This is a genomic window from Streptomyces sp. NPDC001002 (genome assembly GCF_053599215.1).
The window spans coordinates 46,256-63,874 of sequence record NZ_JBSFLV010000035.1 but is presented as its reverse complement, the minus strand read 5'-3'; the positions used below and the strand labels follow the sequence as shown (position 1 = coordinate 63,874).

General features: G+C 71.7%; 13 protein-coding genes. 3 read left to right on the top strand and 10 right to left on the bottom strand.

Annotation, left to right across the window (positions count from 1 at the left end; translation table 11 throughout):
• Positions 1-56: 56 nt before the first annotated feature.
• Positions 57-3,110, bottom strand: coding sequence for a putative bifunctional diguanylate cyclase/phosphodiesterase (locus ACWDR3_RS18170; protein ID WP_450353485.1), 3,054 nt, complete (start codon positions 3,108-3,110; stop codon positions 57-59).
• A gap of 453 nt (positions 3,111-3,563) precedes the next feature.
• Positions 3,564-4,514: a 2-hydroxyacid dehydrogenase gene (locus tag ACWDR3_RS18165; protein ID WP_450353484.1), complete on the bottom strand. Its 951-nt coding sequence runs from the start codon at positions 4,512-4,514 to the stop codon at positions 3,564-3,566.
• Between the two features lie 75 nt (positions 4,515-4,589).
• Between ACWDR3_RS18165 and ACWDR3_RS18160 the strand changes: the two genes are divergently transcribed.
• Positions 4,590-5,588 carry an aldo/keto reductase gene (locus tag ACWDR3_RS18160; protein WP_450353483.1) on the top strand — a complete coding sequence of 333 codons (999 nt, stop codon included), beginning with the start codon at positions 4,590-4,592 and terminating at the stop codon, positions 5,586-5,588.
• 190 nt (positions 5,589-5,778) lie between these two features.
• A complete protein-coding gene (locus tag ACWDR3_RS18155) occupies positions 5,779-6,933 on the top strand; it encodes a PQQ-dependent sugar dehydrogenase (RefSeq protein WP_450353502.1) in 1,155 nt (384 codons plus the stop codon).
• Positions 6,934-6,955: 22 nt separating this feature from the next.
• On the opposite strand, the gene ACWDR3_RS18150 is transcribed toward ACWDR3_RS18155, so the two are convergent.
• The 7 genes from ACWDR3_RS18150 to ACWDR3_RS18120 all read right to left on the bottom strand — a co-directional run bounded on the left by ACWDR3_RS18150 (position 6,956) and on the right by ACWDR3_RS18120 (position 14,866).
• Positions 6,956-7,195, bottom strand: a complete 240-nt coding sequence (locus ACWDR3_RS18150; RefSeq protein ID WP_450353501.1) for a DUF6191 domain-containing protein — start codon at positions 7,193-7,195, stop codon at positions 6,956-6,958.
• A 48-nt stretch (positions 7,196-7,243) separates the two neighbouring features.
• Positions 7,244-10,324 (bottom strand): helix-turn-helix transcriptional regulator, encoded by a 3,081-nt coding sequence (locus tag ACWDR3_RS18145; RefSeq protein WP_450353500.1) that lies wholly within the window; start codon positions 10,322-10,324, stop codon positions 7,244-7,246.
• A gap of 185 nt (positions 10,325-10,509) precedes the next feature.
• Positions 10,510-10,683: a hypothetical protein gene (locus ACWDR3_RS18140; RefSeq protein ID WP_450353482.1), complete on the bottom strand. Its 174-nt coding sequence runs from the start codon at positions 10,681-10,683 to the stop codon at positions 10,510-10,512.
• A gap of 196 nt (positions 10,684-10,879) precedes the next feature.
• Positions 10,880-11,506, bottom strand: coding sequence for a hypothetical protein (locus tag ACWDR3_RS18135; protein ID WP_450353481.1), 627 nt, complete (start codon positions 11,504-11,506; stop codon positions 10,880-10,882).
• Positions 11,507-11,580: 74 nt separating this feature from the next.
• Positions 11,581-12,150 carry a GNAT family N-acetyltransferase gene (locus tag ACWDR3_RS18130; RefSeq protein WP_401722566.1) on the bottom strand — a complete coding sequence of 190 codons (570 nt, stop codon included), beginning with the start codon at positions 12,148-12,150 and terminating at the stop codon, positions 11,581-11,583.
• Positions 12,128-14,371 carry an MMPL family transporter gene (locus ACWDR3_RS18125; RefSeq protein WP_450353480.1) on the bottom strand — a complete coding sequence of 748 codons (2,244 nt, stop codon included), beginning with the start codon at positions 14,369-14,371 and terminating at the stop codon, positions 12,128-12,130. Before ACWDR3_RS18125 ends, ACWDR3_RS18130 begins: the two co-directional genes overlap by 23 nt.
• A 192-nt stretch (positions 14,372-14,563) precedes the next feature.
• Entirely contained in the window at positions 14,564-14,866 is a 303-nt protein-coding gene (locus ACWDR3_RS18120; RefSeq protein WP_450353479.1) for a hypothetical protein, read from the bottom strand.
• A gap of 185 nt (positions 14,867-15,051) precedes the next feature.
• Here ACWDR3_RS18120 and ACWDR3_RS18115 point away from each other — a divergent pair, with 185 nt between their 5' ends.
• Positions 15,052-15,855 (top strand): SAM-dependent methyltransferase, encoded by an 804-nt coding sequence (locus ACWDR3_RS18115; protein ID WP_450353478.1) that lies wholly within the window; start codon positions 15,052-15,054, stop codon positions 15,853-15,855.
• Between the two features lie 236 nt (positions 15,856-16,091).
• Here the strand turns inward: ACWDR3_RS18115 and gatB are convergent, their stop codons facing one another.
• Complete coding sequence (gene gatB / locus ACWDR3_RS18110) at positions 16,092-17,609, bottom strand: Asp-tRNA(Asn)/Glu-tRNA(Gln) amidotransferase subunit GatB (RefSeq protein WP_450353476.1); 1,518 nt, start codon at positions 17,607-17,609, stop codon at positions 16,092-16,094.
• Positions 17,610-17,619 lie beyond the last annotated feature (10 nt).

The window sequence follows — 17,619 nt, the reverse complement described above, 5'->3', positions numbered from 1 at the left end:
AGTACGAGAATTCGGGTGCGCATGGCACAGACCCTCCTCCCGGCACGCACCACGTGTCAAGCCGGTGGGACGGGAGTCTCATTATGTGAGCGCAGACCGCTCCCGCCTCCCAGAACGGCGGGCACACCTCCTGTGTACACCCCCGCTCCCCTGTCCATGGCCAGTTCACCTCCCGGGCGCCCGACGGGCTCTCGCAGGCCGCCCGCGAACGCGGGTTCGGCCGGACCGTGCGGTACGGGATAGTGGCCCGAGCCGAGCGCCCGGCGCAGCCGGTACTCGTCCAGCGGGCCGGAGAACGCCATGCCCTGCCCGTGCGTGCAGCCCATCGCGCGCAGCGCCACGACCTGCTCCGGCAGATCCACGCCGTCGGCCACGGACTGCAGCCCGAGGTCGCCGGCGATCCTGAGCAGCCCGCTGGTGATCTTGTGCAGCCGCGCGGACTCGACGACGCCCTCGACCAGACCGCGGTCGAGCTTGAGCACGTCGACGGGGAGCCTGCGCAGTGCCGTGATCGCCGCGTAGCCGCTGCCGAAGCCGTCCAGCGCGATCCGGACGCCGAGCCTGCGCAGCGCGCCCAGCCGCCGCTCCAGCTCGTCCAGGGAGACCAGCGGGTCGGTGTCGGACAGCTCGATCACCAGGGCACCGGAGGGCAGGCCGTGCCGGGTCAGCAGGGCCTCTATCGTGCCCAGCGGCATCGACCGGTCCAGCAGGCGCCGGGCGCTCATCCGGACGCCCACGGGCACGGACAGGCCCGTGGCGGTGCGCTCGGCGGCCTGTTCGACCGCCTCCTCCAGGATCCAGCGGCCCAGTTCCTGCGTCTTGTCGCTGTCCTCGGCCACGCGCAGGAACTCGGCGGGGGTGAACAGCACCCCCTGCGAGGACCGCCAGCGCGCCTGCGCGCAGACCGAGGTGATCCGGCCGTCCGCAAGGCACACCACGGGCTGGTGCAGCAGGGCGAACTCGCCGTCGTGCAGCGCGGCCCGCAGACGCGTGGCCAGCTCCGCCTTGCGTACGACGTCCTGCTGCATCTGGGGCGCGTACAGCTCGACGCGGCCCTTGCCGCCCGCCTTCGCTCGGTACATCGCGAGGTCGGCGTTGCGCAGCAACTCGCCCGCGCCGAGGCCCGGTTCGGCGAAGGCTACGCCGATGGAGGCGGCGACCCGGACATCGTTGCCGTCGATGAGATACGGCTGCGAGAGCGTGACCCTGAGGCGGTCGGCGAGCTCCAGGATGTGGCGCTCTCTGGCGGTGCGGTCGCGGGAGCCGTCGCCGACGATCAGGGCCGCGAACTCGTCGCCGCCGAGCCGGGAGGCGGTGTCCCCGTGCCGGACGGCGTCCTGGAGCCGGCGGGCGGCCTGGACGAGCAGTTCGTCACCTGCCTGGTGGCCGATGGTGTCGTTGACGGCCTTGAAGCCGTCGAGGTCGATGAAGAGGACGGCCGTGCCGCGCAGTCCTGCGCCCCGGTCGGAGGCGCGGCGGCCGGACAGCGCCTGCTGGACCCGCTGGGTGAACAGGGCGCGGTTGGGCAGGTCGGTGAGCGGGTCGTGTTCGGCGTTGTGCTGCAACTGGGCCTGCAGGCGCACGCGTTCGGTGACGTCCCTGCTGTTGAAGATCAGGCCGCCCTGGTGGCGGTTGACCGTGGACTCGACGTTCAGCCAGCCGCCGTCGCCCGAGCGGAAGCGGCACTCGATGCGGGTGATGGGTTCCTCGGGCGGTCCCGCGGCGAGGAAGCGGCGTACCTCGTGCACCACGCAGCCCAGGTCCTCCGGGTGGATGAGATGCGCCAGTTCGGTGCCCACCAGCTCCTCGGCGGGCCGGCCGTAGACCCCGGCGGCGGCCGGGGAGACGTACCGCAGGATGCCGTTCGGTGCGGCGATCATGATGACGTCGCTGGAGCCCTGGACCAGGGAGCGGAAGTGGTTCTCCTTCTGGGCCAGTTCCTGGGTGAGGGTGATGTTGTCGAGCAGCATGATGCCCTGGCGCACCACGAGGGCGAGCACGACGGTGCCGCCGGTGAGGAGCACCACGCGGTCGACGCTGCGGCCGTTGAGGACGTTGTAGAGGATCCCCAATGTGCAGACGGCGGCGGCGAGATAGGGCGTGAGGGCGGCCAGCGAGCCGGCGATGGGCCGGGCGGCCGGATAGCGGCCGCTCTCGCCGCCCGGTGCGGGGACGTGGTGCTGGTGGGTGCCGCCGCGCGGTCCGGGGAGGTGTTCGTGCACCACGCGCGTGTGCCCGTCGCCGGCCCGCCGGTCGCCGTCCGCCGGATGACGGGGTGTGGCCCAGGGGGCGTAGGCGAGCAGCAGGGAGCCGGCGAACCAGCCCGCGTCGAGGAGTTGGCCCGAGCGGTAGTTGTTGTGCAGCAGCGGTGAGGTGAACAGGGCGTCGCACATCACCGTGAGGGCGAGCGCGCCGATCGCGGTGTTCACCGCGGTGCGGTTGACGGACGAGCGCCTGAAGTGCAGCGCGAGCACCATGCTGACCAGGGCGATGTCCAGCAGTGGGTACGCCAGCGACAGCGCGGTGTGCGCGACGCTCGGTCCGTCGAACTTGGCGGCCTGGGCGAGCGCGAGGCTCCACGACAGCGTGAGCAGCGAGCCGCCGATCAGCCAGGCGTCGAGCCCGAGACAGACCCAACCGGCCTTCGTGACCGGGCGCTTGGCGAGTACCAGCAGTCCCACGATGGCGGGCGGCGCGAAGCAGAGGAAGAACAGGTCGGCGAAGCTGGGTGTGGGCACCTGGCGGCCCAGGACCACCTCGTACCACCCCCAGACTCCGTTGCCCAGGGCCGCCATCGCCGAGGAGAGGGCGAACAGCAGCCAGGCGGGTCGAAAGCGGATACGGCGGCTGCGCGTGTAGACGAAGCAGGACACGGCGGCCGTGCCCGCTGCGGCGCTCAGCCCGAAGTCGCCCATGACCAGGGCGACTTGCTCCGAACCCCAGCCGAGCGCGGAACCGACGGCGTATCCCGCGCAGACCAGGGCCAGGACGAGTTGGTGGACCAGGCTCAGCCCGCCGACGGCCGGCGGACGAGGCAGCGGCGTCCCGGACGAAGGCTGTGCCCGCAGCGCTCCGTCGAGGGTGGTCGCGGAAGGCCGTGGCGAGCTCACCGGGCCCTCCCGGTCCGCGTCGCTCCCGGGTCCCGCGGGTCCCGGTGCGCTGGATGCGCATGCCTTCTGCGGCTGCTGCTGTGCCTGCGGTGGTGATGGCTGTGCCGGCAGCCGTGACTGCCATGGTGACCGCGTCTGCGCGCGGTGGCACGCCAGGGTCGCCGCCGGCGACCCCGCCGCGTCGGGTCGTTCGTCCATAGGCCGTGCATCGCCCGTCGCCCCCCTCACAGTCTCAATGTCCATCCCCGGCGCCGAACGGTGCACGGCGCAGCCCCTGTCGGGACGATACACCAGTCTCGTCACTCAGGGACATAGTTCCTCTACGCTCCGTGACGGCCAACGGAGTTGAGTACACCCACCGCATCCGGAAGGTTGCGGAGGGTACCGGAACCGGATTACGCGCCCGTTGCGCCGGTCGCGCGGATGGCGCGCGCGACGCTCAACTCGTAGGGGTCACGCGCTGTTTGCGCCTGTCGTAAGGATCACGTTGCGCAGCGGCTCCCGGTTCACGAATCGGGTCAACTGGTCCACGAGCAGACGCTTGGCACGCGGCAGGAACGCGGACGTGGGACCGCCGACGTGGGGGCTGATGAGCAGGCCCGGTGCCCGCCACAACGGGTGCTCGCTGGGCAGGGGTTCGGGGTCGGTGACGTCGAGGGCGGCGGTGATGCGGCCGCTCTCCAGCTCGGCGAGCAGCGCCTTGGTGTCGACGACGGGGCCGCGGGCGACGTTCACCAGGAGCGCGCCGTCCTTCATGCGCGCGAGGAAGTCGGCGCCGGCCAGGTGACGGGTGCTCTCGGTGAGGGGCGTGATGAGGATGACGACGTCCGCCTCGGGCAGCAGCGCGGGCAGTTCGGTGAGCGGATGCACCGGTCCGCGCTCCGTGGTGCGCGCGGAGCGCGCGACGCGCGCCACCCGCGCGACCTCGAACGGAACGAGCCGGTCCTCGATCGCGGAACCGATCGATCCGTACCCCACGATGAGCACGTTCCGGTCGGCGAGCGCCGGCCGGAACCCGCCGCGCCACTCCCCCCGGTCCATGCCGCGGACGAAGTCGGGCACCCCCCGCAGCGAGGCGAGGACCAGGGTGAGCGCCAGTTCCGCGGTGCTCGCCTCGTGCACCCCACGCGCGTTGCACACGCGCACGCCCGCGGGCAGGTGCTTCAGCCCCGGCTCCAGGGTGTCGATGCCGGCCGACAGCGTCTGGACGACCTCGACGGAGCTCAGCGCCGACAGCGGACGCAGCGCGACCTCGGCGGACTTCATGTAGGGGACGACGTAGTAGGCGCACGCGGCCGGGTCCGCCGGGAAGTCTTCACCGCCGTCCCAGAAGAGGTAGTTGGGGCCTTCGGGAAGGCCCTCGATCTGTTCCGGCGGGATGGGAAGCCACACGTCAGCAGTCATGCCAGGAGGCTATGTCAGGTGCCCGCGGGCGCAGAGGTTAGGTTGGGGGCTCGGCAGAGGGAGGGTCACGAGCAGGTGGAGCGCAGGACGATCGGCGCGGGGGCACTCGCGGTGGGGGCCGTGGGCCTTGGGTGCATGCCGATGAGCTGGGCCTACAGCGGGTCCCGGCAGCGGGGCGACGAGTCGGTCAGAGCGGTGCACCGGGCGCTGGACCTGGGCTCGACCCTCCTGGACACCGCGGACATGTACGGCCCCTTCACCAACGAGCTGCTGCTGGGGCGGGTGTTGCGGGAGCGGCGCGAGGAGGCCTTCGTGTCGACGAAGGTCGGCCTGCTCGTCGGCGAGCAGCACATCGTCGCCAACGGCCGCCCCGGCTATGTGAAACGGGCCTGCGACGCGTCGCTGCGCCGCCTGCAGACGGACGTGATCGACCTCTACCAGCTGCACCGGGCCGACCCCGAGGTCCCCGTCGAGGAGACGTGGGGCGCGATGGCGGAGCTCGTACAGGCAGGAAAGGTAAGGGCGTTGGGCCTGTGCGCGGTGGGCGCGCGGGCCGGCCGCCGCTCGGGCACCGGCCTGCACGACACCACGCTCGGCCAACTGCGCCGCGTCCAGCAGGTGTTCCCGGTGAGCGCGGTCGAGGCGGAGCTGTCCGTGTGGTCGCCGGAGGCCCTCGACTCGCTGCTGCCGTGGTGCGAGGCGCGCGGGGTCGGCTTCCTGGCGGCGATGCCGCTGGGCAACGGTTTCCTGACCGGCACGCTCACTCCCGGCGAGGGCTTCGAGTCGGACGACGTCCGCGCCCGCCACCCCCGTTTCACCGCCGAGATGATGGCCGCCAACCAGCCGATCGTCGCCGGTCTGCGCCGGATAGCCGCCCGGCACGGCGACACCGTCACCCCGGCCCAGGTGGCCCTGGCCTGGGTCCTGGCGCGGGGCCCGCACGTGATACCGGTCCCGGGCACGAAGCGGGAACGCTGGGCGACGGAGAACGCGACGGCGGCCGCCCTGCGCCTGACCCCGCAGGACCTGACCGAGGTGAAGGAGCTGCCCGCGGTGCAGGGGTCGTGGGAGTGAGCAGGTGAGGGGAACGAGGGACCGAGCGGGGCGGTACCCGGTCGGACCCGCTCACAGTCCACAGCCCGGCGGCGCGACCCGCCTCGTTCGTGCATCGGCTGACGGAGATCGGGAACCTGGGAGGCGCGGGCGGTGTAAGACAAGTAGAACCCGCCGCTTCGAAGGGACCGAGATCGTGCGACGACGAGTTGTGTCGGCCGTGCTGGCCGCGACCGCACTCCTGCTGAGCACCGGATGCTCCTCCGATTCGGACGGCGGAGGAACACCGGGCGACGGCGACAGTACGACGACAGGGGGTACGACGGCCCGTTCCTCCCCGTCCCAGCAGGCCGCCGACCAGGGCCCGCCCGCCAAGGGCTCGGTCAAGGTGGTCAGGACCGTCGCCACCGGGCTGAACAGCCCCTGGGGTCTCGCCCCGCTGCCCGAGGGCGACCTGCTCGTCTCCTCGCGCGACAAGGGGACGATCACGCGGGTGGACGAGGAGTCCGGCAAGAAGACGGAGCTGGGCGAGGTCGCGGGTGTCTCCCCGGCCGGCGAGGGCGGCCTCCTCGGCATCGCCCTCTCCCCGGACTTCGCCTCGGACCACATGATCTACGCGTACTTCACCTCGGCCTCGGACAACCGCATAGTGCGCGTGCTCTACGACGAGAAGAAGCCCGCCGGGGAGCAGCTGGGCGCTCCGGACACGATCTTCAAGGGCATCCCCAAGGGCTATATCCACAACGGCGGCCGGATCGCCTTCGGCCCGGACAAGATGCTCTACGCGGGCACGGGCGAGAGCGGCGAGCGGGGTCTGTCCCAGGACAAGAAGTCCCTGGGCGGCAAGATCCTGCGCCTGACCCCGGAGGGCGACCCGGCCCCGGGCAACCCGTTCCCGAACTCGCCGGTGTACTCCTACGGCCACCGCAATGTGCAGGGCCTCACCTGGGACTCCGAACAGCGGCTGTTCGCCTCGGAGTTCGGCCAGGACACCTGGGACGAGCTGAACGCGATCAAGCCGGGCGGGAATTACGGCTGGCCGGTCGCCGAGGGCAAGTCCGACGACGCGAAGTTCCAGAATCCGATAGCCCAGTGGCACACGGACGACGCCTCCCCCAGCGGCGCCGCCTGGGCGGAGGGCTCGATCTGGATGGCGGGTCTGAAGGGCCAGCGGCTGTGGCGCATCCCGCTCAAGGGCACGGAGGCGGCGGCGGACCCGCAGTCCTTCCTGGACGGCAAGTACGGCCGGCTGCGCACGGTGGTCTCGGCCGGCGGCGACAAGCTGTGGCTCACGACGAGCAACACGGACGGCCGGGGCGACCCGAAGTCGGGGGACGACCGGATTCTGGAGTTGCAGGTGAAGTAGTGAGGTAGAAGGGGCCAGGACCTCACTCCTCGGGGCCGCCCGCCTCCTCGGCGCCGCCCGCCTTCTCCGCGCCGGTCTCGCCCTCCTCATCCGTCTCGTCCGCCGCGTCCGGGTTCGGTCGACGCACGACGACCTTCCCGGACGCGAGGTCTATCGGTCCGCGTCCGGGGTCGTTGTCGCCGACGTCCTCCCGGGACAGCTCCAGCCGTTTCTGCTCGTCATGGGTGTGCTTGCGCCCTGGTGCGAACAGCTCCTCGAACATGTTGAACACGGCGCCTCCGCTGCCGGTGGGTCCCCCGCTGCCGGTAGGTCACAGGGTCGAGCCCAGCTGGTCGGAGGGAAACAGCTCCAGCCGATGGGCCAGCGCCGCCGCCTCTCCCCTGCCTGAGACGCCCAGCTTGCCCAGTATGTTCGATACGTGGACGCTCGCCGTCTTCGGGGAGATGAAGAGTTCCTCGGCGATCTGCCGGTTGGTGCGGCCGGCCGACACCAGGCGCAGCACATCGCGCTCCCTGCTGGTGAGGCCGAGGGCCTCGACGGGGTCGGCGGAGCGCGGGGCCGGGAGGTGGTTCAGGGTGAGGCGGGCGCGCTGGGCCAGCAGGGCGACGGCGTCGGCGAGCGGGCGTGCACCGAGGTGGTCGGCGACGGCGTGGGCCAGGCGCAGCAGCTCCGTGGCGCGGTCGCGTTCCTCCCCACGATCGCGTCCCTCCGTGCCGTCGCGGTCCTCGTCGCCGCCGGACAGGAGCAGGGCCTCGGCCAGGCGGTGCCGGGCGCGGGCGAGGTCGTAGGGGCGGTCGAGCCGTTCGAGTTCGGTGACCACCACCGACCAGGTGTCCACGGTGTCGTGGCCCTCGGCGCGGGCGAGTTCGGCGCGTACCCACTTCTCGTGGGCGAGCCAGAGCGGGGAGTCGGTGGTGGACGTCTTGGCGGCGGCGCGGAGCCGTTCGAGCACGGCGGCGCGGCCCTCGGCAGCGGCGGGCAGGGCGCGGGCGTCGGCCTCGGCGGTGGCGGCGGCCAGGAGCAGCGGCCAGCCGTACTGCTGGGTGCCCGGCGGCATGCCGGAGTCCAGGGCGCGGACGAGTTCGGTGCGGGCGTCGTGGAGGCGGCCCTCGGCGGCGGCCACGCCGATCTCGATGCGGGAGAGGAGGAGGGTGTGCTGGGGCATGGGGTCGTGGGTGCCCAAGTAGCCGTGGGCGGCGGCCAGTTGGCGGGCCGCTTCGGGCAGGTCGCCCCGGCCGAGGGCGATGTGCGCCAGGCAGACGGCGCCGCCCCCCTGGGGTTTGACGTTGACCCCGACGCGCAGAGCGGACGCGGCGGCGTCGGTGGCCTCGTCCCAGCGGCCCAGGAGGTACAGGGCTTCCGAGAGATTGGCCCACACCCAGGCCTCGGAGTCCAGCTGGCCGAACTTCCGGGTGTACGAGAGACCTTCCTGGAGGAGGGTCACGGCTTCCCTGGTGCGGCCGACGGCGACGAGTTCGGAGGGGAGGTTTACGTAGGCGCGGCCCGCGACATGGGCGACGCCTTCCGCCAGAGCCTGTTGCCTGACCTCCTCCATCTCGGCGAGCCCGGCCGCGACGGAGCCGGAGTCGACCATGAGGCCGCCGAGGGTGAGGCGGGCGTTGAGCTCGATCTCGCGGGCGCCGACCATGCGCGCGTACTCGACGGCGCGCTCGGCGGCGACGAGGGCGTCGGGGCCGGGCTCGTGGAGCATGGACCAGTTGGCCGCGTTGGCGAGGACGTCGGCGTGCACCTCGGACGGGGGCAGGCCGCGGACCAGGTCCTGGGCGGTGCCCAGCTCCTGCCAGCCGTCACCGCGGGCCTGGGCCTGCACCAGGCGGGAGCGCTGGACCCAGAACCAGGCGGCGCGCAGCGGGTCGTTCTCGTCCTCCAGCAGATGCAGCGCGCGCTTGGTGATCTTCAGGGCGCGTTCGCGTTCCCCGCAGAGCCGCCCTGCGACGGCGGCCTCGGCCATCAGGTCGAGGTAGCGCAAAGGCGTGGTGGCGGGGTCGCAGCCGCAGGGCGGGTAGACCTCGGTGTAGTCGACGGGGCGCAGTGCGGCGCGGAGGTCGGCGGGGGCGGTGTCCCACAGCTCCATCGCCCGTTCCAGGAGCCGCAGTTGCTCGCTGTAGGCGTGCCGGCGGCGGGCCTCGACGGAGGCGTCGAGGACGGCGGGCAGGGCCTTGGCGGCGTTGTGCGAGTGGTACCAGTAGCTGGCCAGGCGCATCACGCGCTCGTCGGCGGGGACGAGGGTGCGGTCGGCCTCCAGGGCCTCGGCGTAGCGGCGGTTGAGGCGGGAGCGCTCCCCGGGCAGCAGGTCGTCGCCGACTGCCTCGCGGACCAGGGAGTGGCGGAAGCGGTAGCCGTCGCCGGCCGGGGTGGCGAGCAGGATGTTGGCGTTCACGGCGGCCCGCAGCGCCTCGATGAGGTCGTCCTCGGCGAGGCCCCCGACGGCGGCGAGCAGCCGGTACTCGACGGTGGAGCCGCCCTCGGCGACGACCCGGGCGACCCGCTGGGCGCTCTCGGGCAGCCCTTCGACGCGGACCAGGAGCAGGTCGCGGAGGGTGTCGGTGAGGCCGGTGCAGCAGCCCTCGCGGGCGGCGACGGCGAGTTCCTCGACGAAGAAGGCGTTGCCATCCGAGCGTTCGAAGATCTCGTCGACCAGGGCGGGGTCGGGTTCGGCGGCGCGGATGCCGGCGACCTGGCGGGCGACCTCGGCGCGGTTGAAGCGGCTCAGGTCCAGGCGGCGGACGGTGCGCAGCCGGTCGAGTTCGGCGAGCAGGGGGCGCAGCGGGTGGCGGCGGTGGATGTCGTCGGCGCGGTAGGTGGCCAGGACGACGAGGCGGCCGGTGCGCAGGGTGCGGAAGAGGTAGGCCAGGAGGTGGCGGGTGGAGGCGTCGGCCCAGTGCAGGTCCTCCAGGGCGACGACGACGGTGCGGTCGGCGGCGACGCGCTCCAGGACGCGCGCGGTGAGTTCGAAGAGGCGGGCCATGCCCTCCTCGTCGTGCCGGCCGGCGCCCTTGGCGGTGACCGCCTCGCCCAGTTCGGGCAGCAGCCGGTTCAGCTCCTCCTCCTGGCCCGCGGCCGCGGCGGCGAGTTCGTCGGGCAGTTCGCGGCGCAGGGCGCGCAGGGCGGTGGAGAAGGGGGCGAAGGGCAGGCCGTCGGCGCCGATCTCGACACAGCCGCCGAGCGCGACGACGGCGCCGCGTCGGCAGGCCGCGGTGGCGAACTCCTCGACCAGGCGCGTCTTTCCGACGCCGGCCTCCCCGCCGAGCAGCACGGCCTGCGGCTCGCCCGCGGCGGCACGGGTGAGCGCCTCGTTCAGCGCGAGCAGCTCCTCGCTGCGGCCGACGAACACCGGACTGACGGACTTGGTCTCCACGAGCCCGAGCATCGCACGGGGGTCCGACAACAGGGCACCTGTTTTCGGTGCGGGGGCGGGGGTACGCGCGGCAGCGGCCTCCCGGAGAACGACGGTGTTCTCCGGGAGGCCGCTGTCCGAGGCTCGGCGGGCATCCCCCGGCAGGGGATCCCGAGGGCGGCCGTCCCCCGTGCGGCCGCCCTCGCCGGGCCCCGCGTTCACGCGGCGCGGGATCGTAGCCGCCGGACGAGCGGGGTATGGCGCTCGTCCTCGGCACGGGCCTCGCGGCGAGCGGCGCGACGGGCGCGGACGGCCTCGCGGACCAGGCGCTCGTGCTCGGCCTGGCGGAGCAGTTCGGCGGAGCGGGCCTGCTGGAGCTCGTACTCGTACATGGTGTGTCCCTTGTGAGAGGCGGTTTCTGGCTTCGCTTTCTGCGATGCCTCTACCTTCGTCTCCAAGGGGGGTGCGCCACATCGGGAGAGTTCCGCATCTTCGGGGGCCCCGGGGGCCTTAGACGCGCAGGAGGGGCCTCAGGAACTCCGTAAGGTGCTTACGGATGTCCTAAGACCCCTCGGGGCCTGCGGTGATTCAGCTCGCGGAGGGCAGTCCGAGCAGGACGTCGGTGTACTTGAGAACCGCCAGGAGCAGTCCTACGACACCGATGACGACGCCCGCCCAGGAGACCGACTTGATCCACACCGGCTGCGGCTTGCCCGGGGCGCCGAACGCGGGGCGCACCAGCACCACGGCGCCGACGATCAGGGCGAGCAGCGCGAAGATGCCGGCCCACAGGGCGCTGGTCTTCCACGCGTCGCCGTACACCTCCTTGATCTGGGTGGCGACACTCGCCGTCGAGGAGGTGCCCAGCTGGCCCACGAGGGTCTCACGCGCGGCGGCCACGGTGCCGATCCAGCCACCGGTCAGGGAGACCAGGCCGAGCACGGCGGACACGATCGCGCCCGCACCCTGGACGACGACACCGGAGGTCGACTCCTCCTCGGCGAGGACGATCTCGTCCAGCTCGTCGTCGTCCGTGAGGTCGGCGTCGGCCGCCTCGTCGCCGGATTCGATGATCTCCGTGGAGCCGACGATGTCCGTCGCCTCTCCGGCTCCGGCGGCCTCGTTGTTCTCGGCCTTGGTGACGTCGACCGCCTCCTTGTCGCGCTTTTCTTCGGTGGCCTCGTTGGCGGCCTCGTCAGCTGTCTTGATTCCCATGCCTCGCACCGTACGGACGCAGTCTGAGAAGTCTCTTAATGATCGTCAACGCTTCTTGACGATCAACGGGACCCCTATCGGTCGGCGGCACGCGCGCGTGCTTCACGCCACTCGGGGGCGAGGATCGACCACACCTCCAGGTCGTGCCGCACCCCACCATAGGGGTGCGCCTGGCGATGCACGCCATCGCGGGTCATTCCGAGGCGCCGGGCCACGTTCAGGCTGGGGGTGTTACCTGCCGCGGCGACCCATTCGACCCGGTGGATCCCCCGCTGTTCGACGGCGAAGTCGATGAGTACGCGCATCGCGCGGGTCACCAGTCCGCGCCCGGTGCCCGCGGGCTCCAGCCAGCAGCCGACCTCGCAGTTGCCGTTCTCCGCGTCGAAGTTCAGGAAGAGCACTCCGCCGACGAGTTTCCCCTCCAGCCACAGGCCGTGCAGGGAGCCGGTGTCGGCGGCGCGCATGTCGGCGTACCGCTGGAGCATGGCCCGGGTGGAGTCGACGTCCGTCGCCTTCGAGCCGAAGGCGATGAACTGCCCGATGAACTCCCGCCCGCGCTCCAGGTGCGCGAGGAACTCCTCGGCGTGCCACGGCTCAAGCGGCCGCAGTTCCGCTCCGTCGTCACCCAGTGATGTCGCGTACATCGAGCCCGTCCCCCTCCGCCAGTACGTCCGCCACCTCGGCGTCCGTTGCCGCGGCCAGCCTTTCATGGGCGGCGCGGCACTCGGGCGGCTCGATGCTGATGCGCGGCAGCCGGGCGTCCAGCCAGCTCGGCAGCCACCAGTTGGCGCCGCCCAGCAGGTGCATGAGGGCGGGCACGAGGAGCGTGCGGAGCACGAAGGCGTCGAGGGCGACGGCGGCGGCGAGCGCGATGCCGAACATGGCGATCACTCGGTCGCCGCTGAGCACGAAGGCGAGGAAGACGGAGATCATGATGACGGCGGCGGAGTTGATCACCCGGCTGGTCTCGGCGAGCCCGACGCGCACGGCCCGCCGGTTGTCGCCGGTCTCCAGCCACTCCTCGTACATCCGGCTGACGAGGAAGACCTGGTAGTCCATGGAGAGCCCGAAGAGGACCGACACCATGATCACGGGGAGGAAGGGCTCGATCGGTCCGGCCCGGCCCAGGCCCAACAGCTCGCTCCCCCAGCCCCATTGGAAGATCGCGACGACGACACCGAAGGCGGCGGCGACCGCGGCCACGTTCATCGCGGCGGCCTTCGCGGGAATGCCGAGGGAGCGGAAGGCGAGCAGCAGCAGGAGGCAGCCCAGGCCGATGACGACACCGACGAACAGGGGGAGCTTGCCGACGATGACCTCCGCGAAGTCGTCGTAGCTCGCGGTCACTCCGCCGACGTGGATGTCGAGGGAGGTGCCGGTCTCGGCGCGCGGCAGCACCTCGGTGCGCAGCCGGTCGACGAGGTCGCTGGTCCTCTGCGACTGGGGCGCGGAGTCCGGGACGATCGTGAAGTACCCGGTGTCGCCGCCCGAGTTGTAGGTCACCGGGGTCACCGAGGCGACGCCGTCGGTGGTGCGGATGGTGGCGTCGAGGTTGTCGAGGGCGAGCTTGTCCTCGGCGCCGTCGACACGAGTCACCAGTGTCAGCGGGCCGTTGACGCCGGGACCGAAGCCCTCGGCGAGGAGGTCGTAGGCCTGGCGTGTGGTCGACGACTTGGGGTCGTTGCCCTGGTCGGAGGTGCCCAGGTGGAGGTCGAGGGTGGGCAGCGCGAGGACGGTCATGACGGCGAGCGCGATCACGCCGAGCAGCTTGGGGTGGCGCTCCACGAAGGCGGACCAGCGGGCGGCGAGCCCGGTCGGCAGTTCGGGCTGGGGGCCGTGCTCGGTCAGCCGGCGTCGCTCGCGCCGGCTGAGGGCGCGCATCCCGATGAAGGACAGCAGCGCGGGCAGCAGGGTGACGGAGGCGGCGACCGTCAGGACGACGGTCAACGAGGCAGCGATCGCGACCCCGTTGAGGAAGCTGAGCTGAAGGATCAGCATGCCGAGCAGGGCTATGCAAACGGTGGCGCCCGCGAAGACCACGGCCCGTCCGGTGGTGGTGACGGCGTTGACGGCCGCCTCGGAGACGCTGAGCCCGCGTTTCAGCCCGCGCCGGTGCCGGGTGACGATGAAGAGGGCGTAGTCGATGCCGACGCCGAGCCCGATGAGCATGCCGAGCATGGGCGCGAAGTCGGCGACGGTCATGCCGTGCCCGAGCAGCACGATCGCGGCGTACGCGGTGCCGACCCCGACCAGCGCGGTCGCGATGGGCAGCAGCGAGGCGGCGAGGGAGCCGAAGGCGAGGAAGAGGACGAGGGCGGCGACGACCACGCCGACCACCTCGGCCACGTGCCCGCCGGCCGACTCGGTGAGCGCGACGGCGCTGCCGCCCAGCTCCACCTGGAGCCCGTCGGTCTCGGCGGCCCTGGCGGTGTGGACGACCTTCCCGGCCCGGGCGCTGTCGATGTCCTCGGCGCGGTCGGCGAAGGTGATCGTGGCGTACGCGGTGTGCCCGTCCGCGCTGATCCGGGCGGCGCCCTGGTCACCGTAAGGACCGGCCACGGACGCCACTCCGGGCAGGTCCGCGATCGCGTCCAGGGTCTCGGTCATGGTCTGTTCGACGTCGGCGGCACGGACCGTGCCGGACGAGGTGTGCCAGACGACGGTGTCGCTGTCGCCGCCGAGGTCCGGGAACCCCTCGCGCAGCAACTCGGTGGCGCGGCCCGACTCGGTGCCGGGGGCCTCGTAGTCGTTCGAGTACGCCGAGCCCGCGACGGCGGCGGCCGCGGTGACCCCGCCGAAGGCCAGGAGCCACAGCAGGACGGCGACGAGGCGGTGCCGAACACACCAGCGTGCAAGGGCTGCCACGAACATGCTCCCGGGGGACGATTTCTGGATCTTTGACCGGGAGACATCGTTCACTTCATGAACAGCCCGCAAAGAACGCATGAGCAATGCGAAGACCACTCTTGCAGCCAGAAATGATCGTTCTTGCCGTTCGTGCGTTTATTCACAGGAGTGGGAGCCAGATCACAGGACAGTAACGACGACTCTGTCACCTCAGTCGAACTGGTCCCCCAGCGCCATCACCATCGCGCCGACGACCAGCAGCCACAGCGCCCGTCTGGTGCGGCCCCGGGCACCCAGGACCGAGGCGAGCGCACAGACCGCGGCCCCGAAGGCGTAGGCGGCCGGCACGACCGACGGCGCGGATCCGGTGACGCGGAGGATCGCGGCGGCGAGCCCGGCCAGGGCGAGCAGCACCCCGGTCCCGGTCGCCGTCCAGCGGGCCCGGCGCGCGTCCCCGGCCGGATCCACGACGTCGTCGACGTCAGGTATCTCGGAATCGGCGCGTGCGTTCATGGCGGGCGAGCGTAGCGCGTCCTCCTGAGAAAGCGGCTGCGCGCCGACCCCGGCACCTGCTAGCTTCCGCTGGTCAGACGTCCCCGGCCCCACGCCGACGACTGAAGCGGGTGCGTTGTTTGAAGGTCCGATCGAGCTCCTGAGCACGCCTTTCACTACGAAGATCCCAAGGAGCCCGTTCAGCGATGTCCGAAACCGCTTTCAGGACCTCGAACACCCCCCTCTCCGACCGGGTGGCCCACCCGGACTATCCGCGCAGCAACCACTACGACGCCCGCTGGACGGTCGAGAACCAGATGGGCCCCCACGCCCTGTGGCTGCTGGAGTGGCTGGCCCCAGCGCTCGGCCTGGACGCGCTGCGCCCCTGCGCACGCGTCCTCGACCTGGGCTGCGGCCGGGCGATGACTTCGGTCTTCCTCGCTCGTGAATACGACGTCCAGGTCACCGCCGCCGATCTGTGGGTGGACCCGGACGACAACGCCCGCCGGATCGCCGAGGCGGGCTTCGCGGACCGGGTGCTGCCGATCCGCGCCGAGGCGCACGACCTGCCGTTCAGCGAGGGCAGCTTCGACGCGATCGTCTCCGTGGACGCGTACCAGTACTTCGGGACGAACGACCTCTATCTGCCCACCCTGGCCCGGCTGTTGAAGCCCGGCGGACGGATCGGGATCGTCGTGCCGTCGCTGCGCGAGGAGATCGAGGGGGCCGAGCCGCCGGAGCACCTCAAGGCGCACTGGGACCCGGGCTTCTGGTCGTTCCACACCCCGGCCTGGTGGCGGCGCCACTGGACCCGCAGCGGGGCCGTGGAGGTGGAGGCGGCCGACTGGCTGGACGACGGCTGGCGCGACTGGCTCCGCTGGAGCGAGGTCTGCGCCGAGGAGAGCCCTTACCCGCACATGGCCGAGATGGCCCGCGAGTCGGTGGAACTCGTCAAGGCCGACCGGGGTCAACTGCTCGGGTTCGCCCGGGTCGTGGGGCGCCGCGACTAGGGCGGATCAGCCCGGCTGCGAGGTGCGGTGCGTCTTGGCCGGGCCGAGCGAGGTCTGGTGCGTGCTGCCGCAAGGCGGAGGAGGCGTCGACATCGGCCGCCGCCTCGGCGGGCGACGCGATGCGGATCGCCCGGGGAGCGCGCCAGACCCAGCGACGCCGGGCTGATCCACCGGACAGGCGCTGACGGCGACGGCCCCGGAGGACAGTGCCTCCGGGGCCGTACGAACAGCGTTTCTCAGCCTTCGCTGACGCCCAACTGCTCCAGGATCAGTTCCTTCACACGGGCCGCGTCGGCCTGGCCTCGGGTCGCCTTCATGACCGCGCCGACCAGGGCGCCGGCCGCGGCCACCTTGCCGCTGCGGATCTTGTCGGCGATGCCCGGGTTGCCGGCGATGGCCTCCTGGACGGCGGTGGTGAGCGCGCCGTCGTCCGAGACGACCTTCAGGCCGCGCTTGTCGACGACCTCGTCCGGGGTGCCCTCGCCCGCGAGGACGCCCTCGATGACCTGGCGGGCCAACTTGTCGTTCAGGTCACCGGAGTTCACCAGCGCGGTGACCCGGGCGACCTGCTCCGGCGTGATGGCCAGCTCGTCGATCGACGTGCCCGACTCGTTGGCGCTGCGCGCCAGTTCACCCATCCACCACTTGCGCGCGGAGGCCGCGTCGGCGCCCGCGTCGATCGTGGCAACGATCGGGTCCAGCGCACCGGCGTTGATGATCGACTGCATGTCGAAGGCCGAGATGCCCCACTCCGCGAGCAGCCGGTTGCGGCGGGCCAGCGGCAGTTCGGGCAGCCCGGCGCGGATCTCCTCGACCCACTCGCGGGAGGGGGCCACCGGCACCAGGTCCGGCTCGGGGAAGTACCGGTAGTCCTCGGCCTCCTCCTTCACGCGGCCCGAGGTCGTGGACCCCGTGTCCTCGTGGAAGTGCCGGGTCTCCTGGATGATCGTGCCGCCGCTGTTCAGGACGGCCGCGTGCCGCTGGATCTCGAAGCGGGCCGCACGCTCCACGGAACGCAGCGAGTTGACGTTCTTCGTCTCGCTCCGCGTGCCGAACTTCTCGCGGCCGTGCGGACGCAGCGACAGGTTCACGTCGCAGCGCATCTGCCCCTGCTCCATGCGCGCCTCGGAGACACCGAGCGCCTTGATGAGCTCGCGCAGCTCGGCGACGTACGCCCTCGCGACCTCGGGAGCGCGCTCGCCCGCACCCTCGATCGGCTTGGTGACGATCTCGATGAGGGGGATGCCGGCGCGGTTGTAGTCGAGCAGCGAGTGCGAGGCGCCGTGGATACGGCCCGTCGCGCCGCCGACGTGCAGCGACTTGCCGGTGTCCTCCTCCATGTGGGCGCGCTCGATCTCCACGCGGAAGGTCTCGCCGTCCTCCAGCTGTACGTCGAGGTAGCCGTTGAAGGCGATCGGCTCGTCGTACTGGGAGGTCTGGAAGTTCTTCGGCATGTCCGGATAGAAGTAGTTCTTCCGGGCGAAGCGGCACCACTCGGCGATCTCGCAGTTCAGCGCGAGACCGATCTTGATCGCCGACTCGATGCCGATCGCGTTGACGACCGGGAGCGCGCCGGGCAGGCCGAGGCAGGTGGGGCAGGTCTGCGAGTTGGGCTCGGCGCCCAGCTCGGTCGAACACCCGCAGAACATCTTGGTCTTGGTGCCGAGTTCGACATGGACCTCAAGGCCCATGACGGGGTCGTACGTCGCCAGGGCGTCCTCGTACGACACCAGCTCGTCGGTCGTGGTGGTCACGGTGAAACTT